Raw genomic sequence first — 18,464 nt, forward strand, 5'->3', positions numbered from 1 at the left:
GTCCTTCTCATGCGCTACCTGAGACATGCCCGCACCTACGACCATCCGGTCGCTTCGGAGATCACCCCACGCGCGGTCTATGCCGCCCGGCGCGACTGGCTGCGCTGGATGGCCACGGGGGCGGCCGGGGCCACGCTGGCGGCCTGGGCCGGCCGGCAGGCTTGGGCCCAAACCCGGGCCCCGGGGCGGCTGGCGGCATTGCCCGGGGCCGCCAGCAAGGTGGCTGGCGCGGTGACGATGGAAAAACTCACCGCCTACGACGACGTCACCAGTTACAACAACTTCTACGAGTTCGGCACCGACAAGGCGGACCCGGCCCGGCGCGCCGGCCGCCTCAAGACCCGACCTTGGACCGTGGTGGTCGAAGGCGAAGTGCGCAAGCCCGGCACCTATGACATCGAGACGCTGCTGAAGCTCGCGCCGATGGAGGAGCGCATCTACCGCCTGCGCTGCGTCGAGGGGTGGTCCATGGTCATTCCCTGGGTGGGCTATTCGCTCAACGAGCTGATTCGCCGGGTCGAACCCACGGGCAATGCGAAGTACGTCGAGTTCCATACTCTGGCCGACAAGACCCAAATGCCGGGGCTGAATTCGCGCGTGCTGCTGTGGCCCTACGTGGAAGGTTTGCGCCTGGACGAGGCGATGCACCCGCTCACGCTGCTGGCCTTCGGCTTGTATGGCGAGGTGCTGCCCAATCAGAACGGCGCCCCACTGCGCCTGGTGGTGCCCTGGAAATACGGGTTCAAGAGCGGCAAATCCCTCGTGAAGATCCGCTTCACCGAAAAGCAGCCCCAAACCGCTTGGAACGTGGCAGCCCCGCACGAGTACGGCTTCTATGCCAATGTCAATCCGACGGTGGACCATCCGCGCTGGAGCCAAGCCACCGAGCGACGCATTGGGGAAGACGGCCTGTTCACTCGCAAGCGCCCCACGCTGATGTTCAACGGCTACGAGGCCCAGGTGGGCCAGCTCTATGCCGGCATGGACCTCAAGAAGTACTACTGACACCGACGGCGTGAAGGCGTCGCGCGCCGTGGGGCACCCGGCGGCCAAGCCGCTGGTGTTCGTGCTGTGCCTGCTGCCCTTGGCATGGCTGCTCGGCGCGGCGGCGGCCGACGCCCTGGGGGCCAACCCGGCCGAGGCCCTGATCCGCGGCACCGGCGACTGGACGCTGCGGCTGCTGTGTCTGACGCTGGCGGTCACACCGCTGCGGCGGGCCACGGGCTGGCACGGGCTGGCCCGATTCCGGCGCATGCTGGGCCTGTTCACCTTCTTCTATGGCGTACTGCATCTGTTGTGCTACGCCTGGTTCGACATGGGCTTCTACCTGGACGACATCGCACGCGACATCGCCAAGCGACCCTTCATCCTGGTGGGCTTCACCGCGCTGGTGCTGATGCTGCCGCTGGCGGCCACCTCGTTCAACCGGGCCATCAAGGCGCTCGGCGCCGCGCGCTGGCAGACCCTGCACCGTGCCGTGTACGCCGTGGCCGGCCTGGCGCTGCTGCACTTCTACTGGATGCGCTCGGGCAAGAACGACGACGCCGAAGTGGGCCTGTATGCGCTCATCGTCGCGGTGCTGCTGGGGGCTCGGCTGTGGCACGCCTGGAGCCGCCGTGGCCGCTCCACGCATCCGGCTTGATCCAACGCCAAGGGCATGCGGCCCGGTTTGCCTACACTGTCGGCCTCTTTGGACGCCATGTCACCGTGTCTGCCACCGATCCAATCGACCGCCACACGCTTTTCGACGACGCCCAGGCCCTGGTCACGGGCACGCTGTTCATCTCCCTGGGTGTGGTGATGTTCAACCACACGGGGCTGCTGACCGGCGGCACGGCCGGCCTGGCCTTCTTGCTGCACTACGCCAGCGGCCTGAGCTTCGGCAAGATCTTCTTCGTCCTGAACCTGCCTTTCTATGGCATTGCCGTGCGCAAGCTCGGGCGGGCCTTCACGCTCAAGACCTTCATCGCGGTCGCGTTGTTGTCGCTGCTGACCGAGTTTCACCCGCTGGTGCTCCGTGTCGCGGACCTGCATCCGGCCTATGCCGCGGTGATGGGCGGGCTGCTGATGGGCGCGGGTTTTCTGATGTTGTTCCGTCACCGCGCCAGCCTGGGCGGCGTGGGCATTCTTGCGCTGTACCTGCAGGAATCGCGCGGCTGGTGCGCTGGCCGGGTGCAGATGGCCATCGACTGCGCCATCGTCGCAGCCGCCATCCTCACGGTCGAGCCGATGCGGGTGATCTGGTCCCTGCTGGGCGCCGTGGCGCTGAACCTCATCCTGGCCGTCAACCACAAACCCGGCCGCTACGTGGCTCAATAAGGTTCATCACCAAGGCTCAGCCCCAGGGCTTCCATTCCTGCACGACCAGTTCGACCATGTGCTGCGCCTGTCCGATCCAGATCTGCCCGTCCTGGATGGTGCATTGCAGGCGCAGGGTGCGCGCCACCAGCGCCGCCAAGGCTTGGACATCCTCGGCTTGCACATGCAGCACACGCAGCTTGGGCCAGCCTTCGAGCACGGCACGGTGTTGCGCCCACCACACGGCAGCCACACGCCCGTAGGTGAGCAGCGCGACCCGCTGGGCCCGGTGGCAGGCTTTGCGCACGAGCTTGTCGTCGGGCTGGCCCACCTCCACCCACAGCAGCACCTCGCCCGTCGGGTCGCGTCGCCACAGGGCGGGTTCGTCCGGCGTGCTCAGGCCCCTGCCGAAGCGAAGATCCGGTGCGGCAAAGAGCGCAAAGGCCAAGACCCGCGCCATCATGCGCTCATCGGTCTCCGAGGGATGGCCGGCGATCGTCAGGGCATGGTCGGCGTAGTAGCCGCGGTCCATGTCGGCGATCTGCAGGTCGATCTTGAAGATGGTGGATTTGAGCGCCATGCGCGCGAGTCTGACAGATCGACGAACGGGCTCGCCCCGGCGTCCAAGCCGGGTTAGGATGGGAGCGCCCTCGCCAACGAAAGGACGTCCTTGCCCACCCCGAATTACGCCTACGAAAAGCGCCAGCGCGAACTGGCCAAAAAGCGCAAGAAGGAAGAAAAGCTCAAGCGCAAGGCCGAACAGCGGGCCCATCATGGGCCGGCGCCGGAGGCCGACCCGTCGGCCGCAGCGCCAGGCCAGAGGCCCGCTGCGCCGCAAGACTGAGCACGTCCTAAGCCTGGCCGCTTTGCTGCAAGGCCCACATGCGGGCATAGGCACCGCCTTGGGCCAGCAGTTGCCCGTGCGTGCCGCGCTCGACGATGCGACCTGCCTCCATCACGAGAATCTCATGCGCATCGACCACGGTGGACAGGCGGTGCGCGATCACCAAGGCGGTCTTGTTGCGCGCCACCGATTGCAGCTCGGCCTGGATGGCACGCTCGTTGGCCGAGTCCAGTGCCGAGGTGGCCTCGTCGAAGATCAGAATGGGCGGGTTCTTCAGCAGCGTGCGCGCAATCGCCACGCGCTGCTTCTCGCCCCCCGAGAGCTTGAGGCCGCGCTCGCCGACCACGGTGTCATAGCCCTGGGGCAGGGAGACGATGAAGTCATGGATGTGCGCGGCCTGGGCCGCGGCCACCACCTCCTCGTGTGTCGCCCCAGGACGGCCGTAGGCGATGTTGTAGGCGATGGTGTCGTTGAAGAGCACCGTGTCCTGCGGCACGATGCCGATGGCGCGGCGCAAACTGGCTTGCGTGACCTGCCGGATGTCTTGACCATCGATGGTGATGCGCCCGGCATCCACATCGTAGAAGCGGAACAGCAGCCGCGCCAGCGTGGATTTGCCCGCCCCTGAGGGGCCGACCACCGCCACCTTCTTGCCGGCCGGAATCTCGAAGCTCACGCCGCGCAAAATGGGCCGCGCGGCCTCGTAGCCGAAATCGACCTGCTCGAAACGCACCGTGCCTTCGCGCACCTGCAGGTCCGGCGCCCCCGGCGCATCGGGCACCTCCTGCGGGCAGTCCATCAGCCGGAACATCTTGTCCAGGTCGGTCAGCGATTGTTTGATCTCCCGGTAGAGCACCCCCAGAAAACCCAGCGGAATGTAGAGCTGGATCATGAAGGCATTGACCATCACCAAGTCGCCCAGCGTCATCGTGCCGGCCACCACTTTCTCGGTGGCCCGCCACAGCATCGCGATCAAGGCCACGGCAATCACCAGCTGCTGGCCCGTGTTGAGCAAGGACAACGTGGACTGCGACTTCAGCGCGGCTCGGCGCAGCTGCTCCAGGCTCTCATCGTAACGGCGGGCTTCGTAGTCTTCGTTGTTGAAGTACTTGACCGTCTCATAGTTCAACAAGGAGTCGATGGCCCGGGTGTGGGCCTTGGAGTCCATCTCATTCATGAGTCGGCGAAATTGGGTGCGCCATTCGGTCACCACCACGGTGTAGGCGACATACGTCACCAGCGCCGCCAGTGTGATCCAGGCAAACACGGCGTCGAACTTCACCGCCAACAGCGTGAGCACCATCGCCACCTCGATCAGGGTGGGGAAGATGCTGTAGAGCGAATACGAAATCAGCGAATGCACCGCGCGCGTGCCACGTTCGATGTCGCGCGTCATGCCACCGGTTTGGCGTTCGAGGTGAAAGCGCAGGCTCAGGGAGTGCAAGTGGCGAAAGACTTGCAGTGAGATGCTGCGCGCGGCCCCTTCGGTGGCCTTGGCGAAAATGAGCTCGCGCAGTTCGGTGAACAGCGATGTGCACAGCCGCAGGCCGCCGTAGGCCAGCAGCAAACCGGCCGGCACCACCAGCACCGCGCGCGGATCGGTCGGCGACATCGATAGACTGTCGACCAACTCCTTGAGCAGCAAGGGCACGCCCACATTGGCCAGCTTGGCCCCCACCAAGAACACCAGCGCCAACACCACGCGCCAACGGTAACGCCACAAATAGGGCAACAGGCGGGCCAGGGTGGCCCCATCCGAACGCTGGAACCCCGCGGTCGGGGTCGCAGCGGCCGCCTCGGGCAGGCTCACGGCAGCGCGGCGCATCGTGGACAATCCGTCGTTTGAATGATTTGTGTTTCAAATGGTGCCTATGCCAGACACGTCTTGCCCGACTTCGACTCCAACCGTCAGTGTGCCCGAAGGCATGGAGCTCGTGCTGCGAGTCATGCCCATGCCCGCTGATGCCAATGCCAATGGCGACATCTTCGGCGGCTGGATCATGGCTCAGGTCGATCTGGCCGGCTCGGTGCAGTCCGCTCGCGTGGCGCGCGGGCGCATCGCCACCGTGGCCGTCAATCAGTTCATCTTCAAGCAACCGGTCTCGGTGGGCGATGTCCTGTCGTTTTACTCGCGCATCGAGCGCATCGGACGCACCTCGGTGACGGTCCATGTCGAGGTCTACGCCGAGCGCAATCCGGCCCATCCTTACGTGGTCAAGGTCACGGAGGCCAACCTCACCTACGTGGCCATCGACGAACAGGGCCGCCCTCGGGAGATTCCCCGTTAAGCACGACGCCCGCACGAGGCGGGCGTCGTGATCGGTCGCAGGCAGGATCAGTCGAACTTGGTGAAATCGGGTTTGCGCTTCTCGAAGAAGGCCTGAAAGGCTTCGCGGGCCTCTGGGCTGCGCAAGCGCTGACCGAAGAGCTCGCCTTCGACGGCTATGGTGTCCTGCACCAGTTTGGCGTTGGCGCGGCGCAGCAGCCTCTTGCTCTCACGCACGGCCGCCGGTGCCAGTTGATTGAAACGCTCGGCCACGCGGCGGGCGTGGTTGACCACTTCGCCCGCGGGCAAAATGGCATTGATCAGGCGCATCTCTTGAGCCTCTTCGGCTCCGAAGGGGTCACCCAGCAGCAGCTTCTCAGCCGCCTTCACATGGCCAGCATACAGCGGCACGAGCAGGCTGGAGGCAAATTCGGGCACCAGGCCCAGGCTGGCAAACGGCATCGCGAAGCGAGCGGTATCGGCCGCATAGACCAGGTCGCAGTGCAACAGCATCGTCGTGCCAATGCCAATGGCCGCACCGGTGACGGCCGCCACCACTGGCTTGTCGCATTCCAACAGCCCGCGCATGAACTGGAACACGGGCGAATCCATGCCCTGGGGCGGCCGCTGCATGAAATCCTCCAAGTCGTTGCCGGAGGTGAAGATGTCGGGTTGGCCGTGAATCAGCACGGCCCGCACTTGCTTGTCGTCCCGGGCAAGCACCAAGGCATCGGCCATGGCCTGGTACATCGCGGCGGTCAGCGCGTTTTTCTTCTCGGGCCTGGCGATCTCGATGCTGGCCACGCCGTTGAGGACGGCGGTCTTGATGCTCATGCAGTCTCCTTGGTTTCAGGGATGAAGCTGTGGAAGAAGTCTTTCACGCGGGGCCACAAGGTGGACTCGAACTGCTCACGGAAGAATCCGAAATGACCGATGCGCCGGGCCTGCACATCCTGCGGGGCGATGCGTTCGATACGCCGCGGGGCATTGGCGTAGCAATCCAGCAGCACCTGCGTGCCGCGCTCGGTCATCATCTCGTCGTCCACGAAGGACAGGGCCAGCACCGGAAAGCGCACCTGCTCGAAAGCCTCGCGCACGTGGGGCCCTTCGGCTCCGACATGGTAGCGCGGATGCAGGCACCAACGCCGCCACTGCAGGATCACGCCGCGCGGCAAGTCGCCCACCATGCGCAGCCGCTTGCCCGGGAAATAGCCGCACAGCCAAGTGGCCAAGGGCACGATCACATGCCAGAAATAGGGCACCACGCGCCGCAGCGATGGTGCGTTATCGCGCCAATAGCCGCTGCCGGCGGCCACCGACACCAAGCCTGCGATGCGATGACGATTGCGCAGCAAGCCGGGCAGTTGCGCCCCCAGGCTATGCCCCAAGACATACAACGGCAGCCCGGGCTGGGCCTCGACGATGGTGTCGATCACCGCATCGAAATCGCGCACCCAATCGAAGAGGTCGGCCTGATAACCGCGCAAGGATCGCAGGCCCGGCGGGCGGGACTCGCCAATGCCGCGGTAGTCGAAACTGACCGCCTCGAATCCCTGGGCCGCCAGCCACCGGGCAAAGGGTTCGTAGAACGATTGAGGCACGCCCATGGCCGGTGCGATCAGCACCACGGCCTGCGCGGCGCAGACCTGGGCGTCGGGCCGGTAACGGCGCACCCCCAGGCGCACGCCATCGGGAGTCAGAACGCTTTGCCGCTCCATGTCGGCTTCCTGGTCGATACGGGAAGGCCAGCAGGCCGACGTCACGAGGGACCTCGGCCTGCCACGCCGCGCGCTCAAACGCGCTCGAAAATGCCCGCAGCGCCTTGGCCGGTGCCCACGCACATGGTCACCATGCCGTACTTCAGGTTGTGGCGGCGCAGCGCATGCACCACCGTGGCCGAGCGGATCGCGCCAGTGGCCCCCAGCGGGTGGCCCAAGGCAATGGCGCCGCCCATGGGGTTGACCTTGCTGCGGTCCAGCTCCAGCGTGTTGAGCACGGCCAGCGCTTGCGCCGCGAAGGCTTCGTTCAGTTCGATCCAGTCGAGCTGGTCTTGCGTGAGCCCAGCGTACTTCAGTGCGGCCGGAATCGCTTCGATCGGACCGATGCCCATGATTTCGGGCGGCACCCCCTTGATCGCGAAGCTGACGAAGCGCGCCAAGGGCTTGAGGTCGTAGCGCTTGATCGCCGCTTCGCTGGCCAGAATCAAGCAGCCGGCGCCGTCGGAGGTCTGCGAGCTGTTGCCTGCGGTGACCGTGCCGTTGGCCGCGAACACCGGCTTGAGGCGGGCCAAGCCCTCCGGCGAGGTGTCCGGGCGCGGCCCTTCATCCACGTCCACGGTGCGGGTTTTGACCGTGATCCCGCCTTCGGCGAGGTTGGGCAAGCGCTCGACGATCTCCACCGGGGTGATCTCGTCTTTGAACTCACCGGCTTCGATCGCCTTGAGGGCTTTCAGATGCGAGTGCAGCGCGAATTCGTCCTGCGCCTCGCGCGAGACCTTCCACTGCTGCGCGACCTTCTCGGCCGTCAGACCCATGCCATAGGCGATGCCGATGTTTTCATCACGCGCGAACACCTCGGGGTTGAACGATGGCTTGTGGCCCCCCATGGGCACCATGCTCATCGACTCGACACCACCGGCGATCATCACGTCGGCCTCGCCCACGCGGATGCGGTCGGCGGCCATTTGCACGGCGGTCAAGCCCGCGGCGCAGAAGCGATTGACGGTGACCCCACCCACGGTGTGGGGCAGACCTGCCAGCAGCGCAGCCACGCGCGCCACGTTCATGCCCTGCTCGGCCTCGGGCATCGCGCAGCCGACGACGGCGTCTTCGATGGCCTTGGGGTCGAGGTTGGGCACCTGCTTGAGCGCGCCACGAATGGCCGCCACCAACAGATCGTCCGGACGGGTGTTCTTGAAATAGCCGCGGCCCGATTTGCCGATCGGAGTGCGTGTGGCGGCAACGATGTAGGCGTCTTGAACTTGTTTCATGTGAGATCTCCGATCAGTTGCGAACCGGCTTGCCGGTCTGCAGCATGCCCATGATGCGTTCCTGGGTCTTGGGATGGTCCAGCAGGCTGCAGAAGTGCTGACGCTCCAAGGCCATCAGGTACTCCTCGTTGACCAGCGAGCCTGCCTCGACCTCGCCGCCGCAGACCACATCGGCGATGAGGCTGGAGATGTGGTAGTCGTGCTGGCTGATGAAGCCGCCGTCGCGCATGTTGGCCAACTGGGCCATGATCGTGGCCTTGGCCGAGCGGCCCGCCACCGGGAAGACGGCCTTGTGCGGCGGTCGGTAGCCGGCGTCGAACATGGCCTTGGCCTGCGACAGCGCCACGTACAGCAGTTCGTCCTTGTTCGGCACGATCACGTCGCTGTCGAGCAGATAGCCCAGCTTGCGCGATTCGATCGCGCTGGTGCCCACCTTGGCCATGGCCGCGCTGGTGAAGCCGTCGGTCAGGAATTTCAGGATGTCGGCATTGGCATTGCCGGCGGCAGCCATCTCGGCGGCACGGCGCGCGATATAGGTCAGCCCGCCCGCACCGGGAATCAGGCCCACGCCGACTTCCACCAATCCGATGTAGCTTTCCATGGCCGCCACACGGCGGGCGCTGTGGATGGCCAGCTCGCAGCCGCCGCCCAGCGCCATGCCCCGAATGGCCGACACCACCGGCACTTGGGCATAACGGATGCGCAGCATCGCGTCCTGCAGCTTCTTCTCCTCCGGCGCGATGCCCTTGGAGCCCTTGGCCATGAACACCGGCATGAGGGCTTCCAAGTTGGCCCCGGCGGAGAACACGTCATCGGGCGACCAGATCACCAAGCCCTTGTAGCCTTGCTCGGCCAAATCGACCGCCTTGAGCAAGCCTTCGGTCACGGTGGGGCTGATGAGGTGCAGCTTGGAGGTGATGCTGGCGATCAGCACCTCGCCATCGAGCGTCCAGACGCGAATCTCGTCGTTCTTGAACACCTCGGTGCCGGCCTTGAGCGGCTCGACCGCCCCCGAGCCCAACACGGCCTCGGGGAAATGCTGGCGCTGATACACCGCCAGATTGCTGCGCGGGATGTACTTTTTCTGCGCCGGGCTCCAAGAGCCTTCGGGCGTGTGCACGCCCTCGCGGCCGTCGAACACCCAGTCGGGCAGCGGCGCCGAGCACAAGGCCTTGCCGGCGTCGATGTCGGCCTTCACCCATTCGGCCACCTGCTTCCAGCCCGCGGCCTGCCACAGTTCGAACGGACCTTGGCTCATGCCGAAACCCCAGCGCATGGCCAAATCGACATCGCGGGCGCAGTCGGCGATCTCTTCCAGATGCACGGCCACGTAGTGGAAGCTGTCGCGCAAGATGGCCCACAGGAACTGCGCCTGCGGGTTGCTGGATTCGCGCAGCAGCTTCAAGCGTTCGGCCGGCGCTTTCTTGAGGATGCGCGCAACGATGTCATCGGCCTTGGCGCCGGCGGGCACGTACTCACCCTTGGCCGGATCCAGACGCAGGATGTCCTTGCCCACCTTCTTGTAAAAGCCCGCGCCGCTCTTTTGGCCCAGCGCGCCTTGCTCGATCAGCTTGGCCAGCACCGGCGGGGTGGCATAGCTGGGATAGAAGGGGTCGTCGTGCAGGTTGTCCTGCAAGGTCTTGATGACATGGGCCATGGTGTCCAGACCCACCACGTCGGCCGTGCGGAACGTGCCCGAGCTGGCACGCCCCAGCTTCTTGCCGGTGAGGTCGTCCACCACGTCGTAGCTCAGCCCGAAGTTCTCGGCTTCCTTGATGGTGGCCAGCATGCCCGCGATACCCACCCGGTTGGCGATGAAGTTCGGCGTGTCCTTGGCGCGCACCACGCCCTTGCCCAGGCTGGTGGTGACGAAGGTTTCGAGCTGGTCGAGGATCTCGGGCCGCGTGCTGGGCGTCGGGATGAGCTCCACCAGGTACATGTAGCGCGGCGGGTTGAAGAAATGGATGCCGCAAAAGCGAGGCTTGATGTCTTCCGGCAAGGCCTCGCTGAGCTTGGTGATGGACAGACCCGAGGTATTGGACGCGACGATGGCCTGCGGGGCCACGTAGGGCGCGATCTTCTTGTACAGATCGAGCTTCCAATCCATGCGCTCGGCGATGGCCTCGATGATGAGGTCGCATTCGCGCAGCTTGTCCAGGTGCTCCTCGTAGTTGGCCTGCTCGATGCGAGCGGCATCTTCGGGGATGCCCAGCGGCGCGGGCTTGAGCTTTTTCAAATTCTCGACGGCCTTGCTGACGATGCCGTTCTTCGGGCCGTCCTTGGCCGGCAGGTCGAACAGCACGACCGGCACCTTCACGTTGACCAGATGGGCAGCGATTTGTGCGCCCATCACGCCGGCGCCGAGCACGGCCACCTTGCGGACTTGGAATCGACTCACGGGGGTTCTCCTTGAGGTGAAGGCCGCAGGCACGGAACCACGCGCCTGCGGCACGGGGATCATTCGACGCGCTGCCAAACTTGGGTGCGCCCGAGCAAGGGCGCCCCGATGTAGCCGCGCACTTCCAGCGTCTTGCCGCCGTCCACCGGCTTCAGGCGCACACGGTAGACCTTGCCGTTGTTGGGGTCGAGGATGTCGCCACCATCCCAGACCGAGGCATCGTCCGCGTTTTGACGGACATTGCGAATGATGGTCAGGCCCACGATGGGCTGGCCCTTGCGCTCGTCACTGCATTTGTCGCATACCGCATCGGGCTTGGACTGCGGATCGAGCAGCTTTTCGATGCGCCCGCTGAGCACACCGCCTTGCTCGGTGATGCGCACCAAAGACTTTTCCTTCTTCGAGGCGTCGTCGATGGTCTTCCACAGCCCGACGGGGCTGGCCTGCACCAAGCCGCCCAGCAGCAGAGCTGCCGCAGCGATCAGGGCCTTGATGTTCATCGCTTGTCTCCTGTGCGTATGAAAGCGGGCCGGCGGCCCGCGTGAACTCAGAACAGCGCCTCGTCCATCTCCATCAACGGCTTGAGGCCGGCACGAGCCGAGCGGATCAGGCCAGCGGTCTCGGGCAGCAGCTTGGCGAAGTAGAAACGCGCCGTGGCCAGCTTGGCGGTGTAGAAGGGGTCGCCGCTGTCTTTCTTGGCCAGCGCGACCTTGGCCATGCGCGCCCAGAAGTACGCAAACACCAAGTGGCCGCAAATGCGCAGATAGTCGACCGCGGCGGCTCCCACTTCGTCGGCATTGCCCATGGCCTTCATGCCGATCTCCATCGTGAGCTTGGTCACTTTCTCGCCCAGGTCGGCCAGCGGATTGATGAATTCCTGCATGGCCTCGTTGACGCCTTCTTCTTCAATGAAGTCCTGCACCAGCTTGCCGAACTTCTTGAGCTTGGCGCCGTTGTCGGCCAGCACCTTGCGGCCCAGCAGGTCGAGCGCCTGGACGGTGTTGGTGCCCTCATAGATCATGTTGATGCGGGCATCGCGCACGTACTGCTCCATGCCCCACTCTTTGATGTAGCCATGGCCGCCGAAGACCTGCAGGCAGTGCGACGTGGCGATCCAGCCGTTGTCGGTGAAGAACGCCTTGATGATGGGCGTCAGCAGCGCCACCAAGTCGGCGCAGTCTTTGCGCACTTGCTCATCGTCACTGGCCAGCTCCTTGTCCAGCTGCAGCGTCGTCCACATCGCCACGGCACGCGCGCCTTCGGCATAGGCCCGCGCGGTCAGCAGCATCTTGCGCACGTCGGGGTGCACGATGATGGGGTCGGCGGGCTTGTCCGGCGCTTTCGGGCCCGACAGGGCGCGCATTTGCAAGCGGTCTTTGGCATAGGCCACGGCGTTCTGATAGGCCACCTCGGTCAGACCCAGCGACTGCATGCCCACGCCCAAGCGAGCCGCATTCATCATCACGAACATCGCCTGCAGCCCCCGGTTGGGCTCGCCCACCATGGTGCCCACCGCACCGTCGAGGATCATTTGGCAGGTGGCGTTGCCATGGATGCCCATCTTGTGCTCCAGGCCGCCGCAGTAGATGGCGTTGCGCTCACCCAGCGAGCCGTCGGCATTGACCTTGAACTTGGGCACCACGAACAGCGAGATGCCCTTGGAGCCGGCCGGCGCATCGGGCAAGCGGGCCAGCACCAGGTGGACGATGTTCTCGGCCAGGTCGTGTTCGCCGGCGGAGATGAAGATCTTCTGGCCCGTGAGCTTGTAGGTGCCATCGCCCTGGGGCTCGGCCTTGGTGCGCAGCAGGCCCAGGTCGGTGCCGCAATGCGGCTCGGTCAGGCACATGGTGCCCGTCCACTCGCCGCTGACGAGCTTGGGCAGGTACAGCTTCTTCTGCTCGGGCGTGCCATGCGCATGCAAGGCCTCGTAGGCACCATGCGACAGGCCGGGATACATGGTCCAGGCCTGGTTGGCCGAGTTGAGCATCTCGTAGAACGACTGATTGACCACGTGCGGCAGACCCTGGCCCCCGTATTCGGGGTCGCAGCTCAGCGCCGGCCAGCCGCCTTCCACGTACTGCCGGTAGGCCTCCTTGAAGCCCTTGGGGGCCTTGACTTCATGGGTGGTTTTGTCCAGCGTGCAGCCTTCTTCGTCGCCGCTGATGTTCAGCGGGAAGATGACCTGGGCGGCGAACTTGCCGCCTTCTTCGAGCACCGCGTTGATCGTCTCGGCATCGATGTCGGCATGCGCCGGCAAGGTCTTGAGCTCATCGACCACGTTCAGCACTTCGTGCATCACGAATTGGATGTCGCGCAGCGGCGGGGTGTACTGGGGCATGAAAGGCTCCTGGGTTCAGACTGACGATTGGCGGGAGGTCTTGGAAGCGGTCTTGCGTGGCGACTTCAAGGGCACGGGCTTGGGCGCTTTGTCCGTCGCGTAGTGACTCACGATGAACTCGAAACCACGGCGCGCACGGTCCAGCGCGCCGGCAGAGCGCAAGAAGCGAGCATCGTGGTGCAAGGCAAGGATCAGGCCGTGGATCTCGAACAGCATTTGCTGCGGATCAGTGTCCTCACGCAAATGCCCTTCCTCCACCGAGATGGCGATCGCGCGCCCCAGCGCCTTGTGCCAGGTGAGCACCATGTCGGCCAGGGCATCGCGCACAGGCCCGGGGCGGTCGTCGAATTCCACCGCGCCGCTGATGTAGATGCAGCCCGAGTCGATTTCCACCGACACACGCCGCACCCAGCGCTCGAACAGCGCCCGCAGGCGCGGCAAGCCGCGCGGCTCGGACAGCGAGGGGAAGAAGACTTCCTCCTCGAAGCGATGGTGGTATTCGCGGATCACCGAGATCTGCAGCTCTTCGCGCGAGCCAAAGTGGGCGAACACGCCCGACTTGCTCATGCGCATGACCTCGGCCAGCGCCCCGATGGACAGGCCCTCCAAGCCCACTTGCGAGGCCAGGGCCAGGGCCGCATCGAGAATGGCCGCCTTGGTCTGCTGCCCCTTGTGAAGGCTGCGACCGGCCCCGCGAGGGGATTTGGTCGTGGTGGTAGGCAGTGCGCTCACGAAGACCCCGGAATAAAACGAACGATCGTTCTATTTTGCAGAATTCCACCGCAAGGGGGCAAGTCGTTGCGGCCATTTCTTGGGGCTTTCCCCCTAGAAAACCGCTTTCAGAGCCGCCAAACAAGGGTTTTCCCTAGGTTTTGGCCGGGCCTCAGGGTGAGCCGTCGTATCGCTCCAGTGTGGAACAAGGCCGGTCGGAACACAAGCCCGCCAGAGCTCCCGTGGCCGGCAGCGGCGCGCCCATGGCAACGCGGGCGGGCCCAGGAGCCAGCCCCGGCCTTCGGCGGCCAAGGCGCCACACATGGGCTTTGTCGGCGGTGCTTGAGCGTCGGCAGCGTCTTGCCATATGCTGGATGCGATTGCGATGCGAAACGGGCTGGGCCCGTTTTGCTCGGTTTGCACCCATCGAATGCAGGGACTCAAGGTATTCCCATGGACGTGCTGCAGCTCGACGTGTCTGGCCGCCCGCAAGCCTGGATTTCCACCCGGGAGGCGGCCACGCTCTACGCCACCGATGGCATCGCTTGGACGCTGGGCGATCCTTTCGTCGTGTTGCGTGGTGGCATCCAGCGCGCCAGCGGCCTGCAATCGCGCATCGAACTGCACCCCATCGTCGCGGTGCGCGGGGCGATCCCCAGTCGGGCCTGGCGGCAGGTGCCAGCGCTGTCGAATGCGAAGTTGTTCGCGCGCGACCGCCACATGTGTGCCTATTGCGGGGGGCGCTTTCATCCCGACCAGCTGACCCGCGAGCACATCGTGCCCACCTCACGAGGCGGCACGGACAGCTGGATGAACTGCATCACGGCTTGCCGAGCCTGCAATGGGCGCAAGGGCAACCGCACGCCCGAGGAAGCGCGCATGAGCCTGCTGTACCTGCCTTATGTGCCCAGCCTGCACGAGGACATGATCCTGCGGGGGCGGCGCATCCTGGCCGACCAGATGGAGTTTTTGTTGGCCAGCGTGCCGCGCAGCAGCCGTCTGCACGGCTGAGGCGCGGGGCTCAGTGGTCTTTCTCAGTCGTCTTTGTCCACCGACAACCCCGCACTGCGCCACTCGGGGAACCCGCCGCGGAACCAGTGCACCCGGGTATAGCCGGCCCGCAGGGCCGCTCGGCTGGCTTTGAAGCTCTTCCAGCACTCGGGGCCGTTGCAGGCAAAGATCAAGCCCGCGTTTTTGTCGGCTGGCAACTGGCTAAGGTCGAACTTGTCGAGCGAGGGATCGTAATCGGCTTCCTTGGGGCTTTTCTCGACATAGGGCACGAGCTTGGCTCCAGGCACACGCCCGGCACGGAATTCGGCCTCGGTGCGGGTGTCGATGTAGTGCGTGCCCGCCTGCATGAGTCGTTGAACGGTCTGCGCATCGACCACCGTGGCCCCAGGCAGGGCGCGTGGCGTGAAGTAGCCCAGGGTGGACACGTATTCGAAATCGCGCTTGGACAGCAAGGCCAGCTTGGCGCCCTGAGTGATGGCCGTGCTGTCGGCCATCGCGGCGCGCAAGGTCTCGGCGCTGACGCCCAGCCCGTCCTTGACCGCCACGCTCAGAGAGGGCGAGAACTTGCTTTCCATGACGATGCGCACCGGCTCGCCGGCGGCCAGCCATCGGTCGTACACGCTACGCTCGACGGCCACGATGTCGCAACGGCGCACTTGCAGGCAAGGCAGCAAGGCATCCTGGTAGCGAGTTTCGTAGACACTGCCGAAATGGCGTTTGATCGTGGTGTTGGCCGCGTTGACCTCGCCACGCACGAGGTAGGTCACGAGACTGTCCTGCAAGGGCAGGCCCAGCCGCTTGCCGGCCGCATCCTGCAGCGACTTGACCGGGCTGTCCTTGGGCACGACGAGCACGGCCTGCACCGTGGCGTCCAGCCCCACCACCGGGGTGTAGCCATAGCGCAGCGCACTGCCGATGACATGGGCAGGCGCCACGAAAATGTCATGCAGCCGCGAGCGCGTGGTGGCCAGATCGGCCGTGGCATCGGTGGACAAGGCCACCACCGGCGTGAGCTTTTCCTTGCGCAGCGCCGCCTCGACGGCAGATTTCCATGCGCTGTAGATGGCATAGCGCGACTGCTCGCCTTGGTCGCCCGGATTGATCAGCACCTTGACCTGGGCCGGCGACGCAGCAGCCACGCCCATCACGCCCATGGCCACTGCCACGGCACGCGCCATCTTCGAAACTTTCATGTCGGCATCCCCGCAGAATCTTGTGTCGTCATACCACGACGCTCGCACCCGAGCGTGCGTCGGGGGCGAAAGATACCTGAGATGCTGCGCCACGCAGGCGACAAGTCAATGGAAGCGCGCCAGGAAATGCGGCCCTTCGTCGAATCGTTCTCATCCTCTGCGGGCGGCGCCCGCCCGGCCGCGCCGCATTTGAAACGAGACGTTACACGCAACGCCCGCCATCGACCTCCAGGCAGGCGCCGGTGATGAACTCGGCTTCGTCGCTGGCCAGAAAGAGCGCGGCGTTGGCAACGTCCAGCGGGCGGCTCAAGCGTCCCAGCGGCACGGTGGCAATGAATTGCGCGCGCCGCTCGGGGGTGTCTTCGCCCATGAATTGGGCCAACAGCGCGGTCTCGCCGGCCACCGGGTTGATGACGTTGACGCGGATGCGATCGGGGCCGAGTTCGGCCGCCATCGAGCGGCTGGTGGTGATGGCCGCCCCTTTGCTGCCGTTGTACCAGGTCAGCCCAGGGCGCGGGCGCACACCGGCCGTGGAGGCGATCGTGATGAAACAGCCGCCTTTTTGCGCACGAAAGTACGGCACTGCATGCCGCGCCGTCAGGAACAGGCTCTTGACGTTGACCGCGTAGATGCGGTCGAACTCTTCTTCGCTGACTTCCAGCATGGGCCGGTTGCGGTGGGTCGTGCCGGCGTTGTTGACGACGATGTGCAAGCCGCCAAAGTGGGCGATGGCGCCGTCGATCAAGCGCTTGACCTCGGCATCCTTGGACACATCGGCCTGGATGAAGTGCGCCTGGCCGCCGGCGGCGCGAATGTCGGCCACCACGCGCTGTCCGCCTTCGGCCACGAGGTCGTTGACGATGACCTTGCAGCCTTCTTGCGCGAAGCGCTTGGCAATGCCCTCGCCGAAGCCGGAGCCGGCGCCGGTGACGATGGCGATCTTGTCTTGCAGTCTCATGGACACCTCAGTCGTGCTTGATGGCAATGGTTTTCACGCGCGTGAAGCTGATCAGGCCTTCGAGACCCTTCTCGCGACCATGACCGCTGGCCTTGACGCCGCCGAAGGGCAGCTCCACACCGCCGGCTGCGCCGTAGTTGTTGATGAAGACTTGGCCGCAGCGCAGGCGCTTGGCCAGGCGCAGCGCGCGCGAGCCGTCGCGGGTCCACACCCCGGCCACCAGGCCGAAGCGCGTGCCATTGGCCAGCTGCACGGCTTGGTCTTCGGTGTCGAAGGCCATGGCCGCCAGCACCGGGCCGAAGACTTCCTCCTGGGCCAAGCGATGGTGGTGCGGCACGTCACGAAAGAGCATGGGCGCAAAGTAGTAGCCGCCATGCGGCGCATCGGTGACGATGTGGCCATGGGCTGCGACGATCAAGCCGTCGTCACGGGCTTGGTGCACCATCTGTCGCACGCGCGCCAACTGGGAGGCGCGGATCAGCGGTCCGCAGGCCAGGTCGGCCGCAGCCGGCCCCACGCGCAGCGCCGAAAAGGCCGCCGTGAGCTCGTCCAGCAGCGGTTCGTAGACGCCACGCTGCACCAGCAGGCGGCTGCCGGCCGAGCAGGTTTGCCCGGCGTTTTGAACGATGGCATTGACGATGACCGGCACGGCGGCCTCGAGGTCGGCGTCGTCGAACACCACTTGCGGCGATTTGCCGCCGAGCTCCAGCGTCACCGGCACATGGTTCGCCGCGGCAGCTTGGGCCACCAAGGTGCCGGTGGGCGGCGAGCCGGTGAAGGAGATGTGGTCCAGCCCCGGATGCGAGGCCAGCGCCGCGCCGGCTTCGCTGCCGAGTCCGGTGACGATGTTCAAGGCGCCCTCGGGCAGCCCCGCTTGGGCCAACAACTCGGCCAGGCGCAGCAGCGACAGGCAGGCGTCTTCGGCCGGCTTGACCACGCAGGCGTTGCCGGCGGCCAGCGCCGCGCCCACCGAGCGGCCGAAGATCTGCAGCGGATAGTTCCAGGGGATGATGTGGCCGGTCACGCCATGGGGCTCGCGCTCGGCCAGCACGGTGTAGCCGGCGAGATAGGGCAAGACCTGCCCCCCGACTTTGTCGGCCGCGCCGGCATAGAACTCGAAGTAGCGCGCCACGGCGGCGACGTCGTTGCGGGCCTGCGTGAGCGGCTTGCCGCAGTCGCGCGATTCGAGTTGCATCAATTCGTCGGCATGCTGCTGGATCAGCGCGCCGGCACGCGCGAGGATGCGTCCGCGTTCGACGCCCGGCATTCGGCCCCAGGCGCCTTCGGCGGCGCGCCGGGCCGCGCTCACGGCCTGATCGATCTCGGCCGCGCCGCCGCGAGCGATCTCGGCGAAGACTTGGCCGTCGGAGGGATCGACCACCGGCAGGGTCTCGCCGCTGGCCGAGGGCACTGGGCGGTGGGCGATGAAGTGCAGGTAACGGGGCACGGTGCTCATGG

The 18,464-nt window shown here is 65.6% G+C and carries 18 protein-coding genes; 6 read left to right on the top strand and 12 right to left on the bottom strand.

Annotation, left to right across the window (positions count from 1 at the left end; translation table 11 throughout):
• The first annotated feature begins 9 nt into the window (after positions 1-9).
• The 3 genes from msrP to CTA01S_RS05970 all read left to right on the top strand — a co-directional run bounded on the left by msrP (position 10) and on the right by CTA01S_RS05970 (position 2,319).
• Positions 10-1,005: a protein-methionine-sulfoxide reductase catalytic subunit MsrP gene (msrP, locus tag CTA01S_RS05960; protein WP_062193264.1), complete on the top strand. Its 996-nt coding sequence runs from the start codon at positions 10-12 to the stop codon at positions 1,003-1,005.
• Positions 974-1,642 carry a protein-methionine-sulfoxide reductase heme-binding subunit MsrQ gene (gene msrQ, locus CTA01S_RS05965; protein WP_062193267.1) on the top strand — a complete coding sequence of 223 codons (669 nt, stop codon included), beginning with the start codon at positions 974-976 and terminating at the stop codon, positions 1,640-1,642. The genes msrP and msrQ overlap by 32 nt, the downstream gene beginning before the upstream one ends.
• Positions 1,643-1,707: 65 nt before the next feature.
• Positions 1,708-2,319, top strand: coding sequence for a YitT family protein (locus tag CTA01S_RS05970; protein ID WP_062193590.1), 612 nt, complete (start codon positions 1,708-1,710; stop codon positions 2,317-2,319).
• A 16-nt stretch (positions 2,320-2,335) separates the two neighbouring features.
• On the opposite strand, the gene CTA01S_RS05975 is transcribed toward CTA01S_RS05970, so the two are convergent.
• Entirely contained in the window at positions 2,336-2,878 is a 543-nt protein-coding gene (locus CTA01S_RS05975; protein ID WP_062193269.1) for a YaeQ family protein, read from the bottom strand.
• A gap of 90 nt (positions 2,879-2,968) precedes the next feature.
• Between CTA01S_RS05975 and CTA01S_RS16715 the strand changes: the two genes are divergently transcribed.
• Positions 2,969-3,142: a hypothetical protein gene (locus CTA01S_RS16715; RefSeq protein WP_198150788.1), complete on the top strand. Its 174-nt coding sequence runs from the start codon at positions 2,969-2,971 to the stop codon at positions 3,140-3,142.
• Between the two features lie 7 nt (positions 3,143-3,149).
• Here the strand turns inward: CTA01S_RS16715 and CTA01S_RS05980 are convergent, their stop codons facing one another.
• Positions 3,150-4,967 (bottom strand): ABCB family ABC transporter ATP-binding protein/permease, encoded by a 1,818-nt coding sequence (locus CTA01S_RS05980; protein ID WP_062193272.1) that lies wholly within the window; start codon positions 4,965-4,967, stop codon positions 3,150-3,152.
• A gap of 46 nt (positions 4,968-5,013) precedes the next feature.
• Here CTA01S_RS05980 and CTA01S_RS05985 point away from each other — a divergent pair, with 46 nt between their 5' ends.
• Positions 5,014-5,430 carry an acyl-CoA thioesterase gene (locus CTA01S_RS05985; RefSeq protein WP_026330226.1) on the top strand — a complete coding sequence of 139 codons (417 nt, stop codon included), beginning with the start codon at positions 5,014-5,016 and terminating at the stop codon, positions 5,428-5,430.
• 47 nt (positions 5,431-5,477) lie between these two features.
• Here CTA01S_RS05985 and CTA01S_RS05990 read toward each other — a convergent pair whose 3' ends face one another.
• From CTA01S_RS05990 to CTA01S_RS06020, 7 genes are all read right to left on the bottom strand, one after another.
• The gene (locus tag CTA01S_RS05990) at positions 5,478-6,242 is read right to left on the bottom strand and encodes an enoyl-CoA hydratase (protein ID WP_019561140.1); all 765 of its coding nucleotides are present in this window, start codon (positions 6,240-6,242) and stop codon (positions 5,478-5,480) included.
• Positions 6,239-7,126: an alpha/beta hydrolase family protein gene (locus CTA01S_RS05995; protein WP_019561141.1), complete on the bottom strand. Its 888-nt coding sequence runs from the start codon at positions 7,124-7,126 to the stop codon at positions 6,239-6,241. Before CTA01S_RS05995 ends, CTA01S_RS05990 begins: the two co-directional genes overlap by 4 nt.
• Positions 7,127-7,200: 74 nt before the next feature.
• Positions 7,201-8,397 (bottom strand): acetyl-CoA C-acyltransferase, encoded by a 1,197-nt coding sequence (locus tag CTA01S_RS06000; RefSeq protein ID WP_019561142.1) that lies wholly within the window; start codon positions 8,395-8,397, stop codon positions 7,201-7,203.
• Positions 8,398-8,410: 13 nt separating this feature from the next.
• Positions 8,411-10,795 (bottom strand): 3-hydroxyacyl-CoA dehydrogenase/enoyl-CoA hydratase family protein, encoded by a 2,385-nt coding sequence (locus tag CTA01S_RS06005; protein WP_062193277.1) that lies wholly within the window; start codon positions 10,793-10,795, stop codon positions 8,411-8,413.
• Between the two features lie 59 nt (positions 10,796-10,854).
• Positions 10,855-11,295: a DUF2147 domain-containing protein gene (locus CTA01S_RS06010; RefSeq protein ID WP_062193282.1), complete on the bottom strand. Its 441-nt coding sequence runs from the start codon at positions 11,293-11,295 to the stop codon at positions 10,855-10,857.
• Positions 11,296-11,342: 47 nt separating this feature from the next.
• On the bottom strand, positions 11,343-13,133 hold the full coding sequence (locus CTA01S_RS06015; protein WP_019561145.1) for an acyl-CoA dehydrogenase C-terminal domain-containing protein: 1,791 nt from the start codon (positions 13,131-13,133) through the stop codon (positions 11,343-11,345).
• A 15-nt stretch (positions 13,134-13,148) separates the two neighbouring features.
• The gene (locus CTA01S_RS06020; RefSeq protein ID WP_019561146.1) at positions 13,149-13,865 is read right to left on the bottom strand and encodes a TetR/AcrR family transcriptional regulator; all 717 of its coding nucleotides are present in this window, start codon (positions 13,863-13,865) and stop codon (positions 13,149-13,151) included.
• Positions 13,866-14,297: 432 nt separating this feature from the next.
• Between CTA01S_RS06020 and CTA01S_RS06025 the strand changes: the two genes are divergently transcribed.
• Positions 14,298-14,855, top strand: a complete 558-nt coding sequence (locus CTA01S_RS06025) for an HNH endonuclease (protein ID WP_019561147.1) — start codon at positions 14,298-14,300, stop codon at positions 14,853-14,855.
• 23 nt (positions 14,856-14,878) lie between these two features.
• On the opposite strand, the gene CTA01S_RS06030 is transcribed toward CTA01S_RS06025, so the two are convergent.
• From CTA01S_RS06030 to CTA01S_RS06040, 3 genes are all read right to left on the bottom strand, one after another.
• Entirely contained in the window at positions 14,879-16,048 is a 1,170-nt protein-coding gene (locus CTA01S_RS06030) for a rhodanese-like domain-containing protein (RefSeq protein ID WP_232301003.1), read from the bottom strand.
• Between the two features lie 202 nt (positions 16,049-16,250).
• Entirely contained in the window at positions 16,251-17,006 is a 756-nt protein-coding gene (locus tag CTA01S_RS06035) for an SDR family oxidoreductase (RefSeq protein WP_019561149.1), read from the bottom strand.
• Positions 17,007-17,013: 7 nt separating this feature from the next.
• On the bottom strand, positions 17,014-18,462 hold the full coding sequence (locus tag CTA01S_RS06040) for an aldehyde dehydrogenase family protein (RefSeq protein ID WP_157451308.1): 1,449 nt from the start codon (positions 18,460-18,462) through the stop codon (positions 17,014-17,016).
• Positions 18,463-18,464: the final 2 nt, after the last annotated feature.

This window comes from Caldimonas taiwanensis NBRC 104434, from assembly GCF_001592165.1.
GTDB classification, from domain to species: Bacteria; Pseudomonadota; Gammaproteobacteria; order Burkholderiales; family Burkholderiaceae_C; genus Caldimonas; species Caldimonas manganoxidans.